Origin of the sequence: Pontibacter locisalis, from assembly GCF_042684605.1 — a bacterium.
GTDB classification, from domain to species: Bacteria; Bacteroidota; Bacteroidia; order Cytophagales; family Hymenobacteraceae; genus Pontibacter; species Pontibacter locisalis.
On record NZ_JBHULU010000036.1, the window covers coordinates 1 to 697 of the forward strand.

The window sequence follows — 697 nt, forward strand, 5'->3', positions numbered from 1 at the left end:
AAACAGTAATATTGCAATTATAAATGTGAATTTTGTTTTCTTCATTTAGCCGTTCTTATTGTAAGATTACAGAGCAATTGTCACTAAATTCTAAAACTCAATTTTAATATTAAATAAGCCCTAACGTTTAGTACATAAAGCGAGCAAGGCATAGCCGCAGCTTGGTTTATGTGCTGGGTTAGCGTATGCAGTTTTACAGTTTTTTCAGTTTAATTAGAGAATATTCTCTCTTTAGAAGCTTTTTATACTCTGTAGAATCAATCCATGCATATTTCACGTCTGATTCTCCATATTTCCAGTCTTTATTCTTTGGAATGAAGTCATCATGCTCTCCAAACTCGCCACCAGAGAATTTCAAGTATAACTTTAGCTCTTCAACTAATTCACTCTCCAAATCTTCCGTTGTCCAATCAAAAGGGTCAAAAGTAGAACCTAATTCAAAGGAGAGTACTTCGTAATATTTTATAAAGTCGAGGTCTCCTTTAAGAAATTCAGAAGTAATTCTCCTGAGGGTTAGAATCGATTCTTTCCTTTCATCCATTTCGTGAATTCGTAATTACCTGTTGACGCTAACGTTTAGTCTAGATGGTGTCTCGTTGGAGGGTCGCTGTGCTCGGCAAGGTTCCTCCAATGGCATCTAGACAGTGTTGGTCGAGGGTGTTTTCCCTTTTTCCTCCCGGGTCATGCGAACTTTACC

The 697-nt window shown here is 37.3% G+C and carries 1 protein-coding gene; it reads right to left on the reverse strand.

Annotation, left to right across the window (positions count from 1 at the left end):
• Nucleotides 1–193: 193 nt before the first annotated feature.
• Nucleotides 194–541 carry a hypothetical protein gene (locus ACFSRY_RS19180; protein ID WP_377511954.1) on the reverse strand — a complete coding sequence of 116 codons (348 nt, stop codon included), beginning with the start codon at nucleotides 539–541 and terminating at the stop codon, nucleotides 194–196.
• Between the last annotated feature and the right edge of the window lie 156 nt (nucleotides 542–697).